General features: G+C 49.9%; 1 rRNA gene. It reads right to left on the bottom strand.

Annotated features, from left to right (window positions below):
- Positions 1–28: 28 nt before the first annotated feature.
- A 16S ribosomal RNA gene (locus NBRC111893_RS10505) occupies positions 29–1,603 on the bottom strand.
- Positions 1,604–1,742 lie beyond the last annotated feature (139 nt).

Raw genomic sequence — 1,742 nt, forward strand, 5'->3', positions numbered from 1 at the left:
ATGTGTAGGTTTCCGTATTATTCCTTAGAAAGGAGGTGATCCAGCCGCAGGTTCTCCTACGGCTACCTTGTTACGACTTCACCCTAATCATCTGTCCCACCTTAGGCGGCTGGCTCCAAAAGGTTACCTCACCGACTTTGGGTGTTACAAACTCTCATGGTGTGACGGGCGGTGTGTACAAGGCCCGGGAACGTATTCACCGTGGCATGCTGATCCACGATTACTAGCGATTCCAACTTCATGCAGGCGAGTTGCAGCCTGCAATCCGAACTGAGAACGGCTTTAAGAGATTAGCTTGACCTCGCGGTTTCGCGACTCGTTGTACCGTCCATTGTAGCACGTGTGTAGCCCAGGTCATAAGGGGCATGATGATTTGACGTCGTCCCCACCTTCCTCCGGTTTGTCACCGGCAGTCTTGCTAGAGTGCCCAACTAAATGCTGGCAACTAACAATAAGGGTTGCGCTCGTTGCGGGACTTAACCCAACATCTCACGACACGAGCTGACGACAACCATGCACCACCTGTCATTCCGTCCCCGAAGGGAACGCCCAATCTCTTGGGTTAGCAGAAGATGTCAAGACCTGGTAAGGTTCTTCGCGTAGCATCGAATTAAACCACATGCTCCACCGCTTGTGCGGGCCCCCGTCAATTCCTTTGAGTTTCAACCTTGCGGTCGTACTCCCCAGGCGGAGTGCTTAATGCGTTAGCTGCAGCACTGAAGGGCGGAAACCCTCCAACACTTAGCACTCATCGTTTACGGCATGGACTACCAGGGTATCTAATCCTGTTCGCTACCCATGCTTTCGAGCCTCAGCGTCAGTTACAGACCAGACAGCCGCCTTCGCCACTGGTGTTCTTCCATATATCTACGCATTTCACCGCTACACATGGAGTTCCACTGTCCTCTTCTGCACTCAAGTCTCCCAGTTTCCGATGCACTTCTCCGGTTAAGCCGAAGGCTTTCACATCAGACTTAAAAGACCGCCTGCGCTCGCTTTACGCCCAATAAATCCGGACAACGCTTGCCACCTACGTATTACCGCGGCTGCTGGCACGTAGTTAGCCGTGGCTTTCTGGTTAAATACCGTCACGGTGTAAACAGTTACTCTTACACCTGTTCTTCTTTAACAACAGAGTTTTACGAGCCGAAACCCTTCATCACTCACGCGGCGTTGCTCCATCAGACTTTCGTCCATTGTGGAAGATTCCCTACTGCTGCCTCCCGTAGGAGTTTGGGCCGTGTCTCAGTCCCAATGTGGCCGATTACCCTCTCAGGTCGGCTACGTATCATTGCCTTGGTGAGCCATTACCTCACCAACTAGCTAATACGCCGCGGGTCCATCCTCAAGTGATAGCCGAAACCATCTTTCAAACAAAAACCATGCGGTTTTTGTTGTTATACGGTATTAGCACCTGTTTCCAAGTGTTATCCCCTGCTTGAGGGCAGGTTACCCACGTGTTACTCACCAGTTCGCCACTCGTCTAATGTTAAATCCATCGCAGTGCAAGCACATTGATTTCATTAACGTAGACGCGTTCGACTTGCATGTATTAGGCACGCCGCCAGCGTTCGTCCTGAGCCAGGATCAAACTCTCATTTTAAAATGATAAGCTTGTAAGCTCATGATTATTTTTTGTTACTAGCGAATTGACTTCGCAAATTGTTTGTCTTTGATCTAACGATCAAAGAACCCTACACATTTGTTTGTCGAAAATTTTGTTCAGTTTTCAAAGGTCTACC

This window comes from Lentilactobacillus kosonis (assembly GCF_003864335.1).
GTDB classification, from domain to species: Bacteria; Bacillota; Bacilli; order Lactobacillales; family Lactobacillaceae; genus Lentilactobacillus; species Lentilactobacillus kosonis.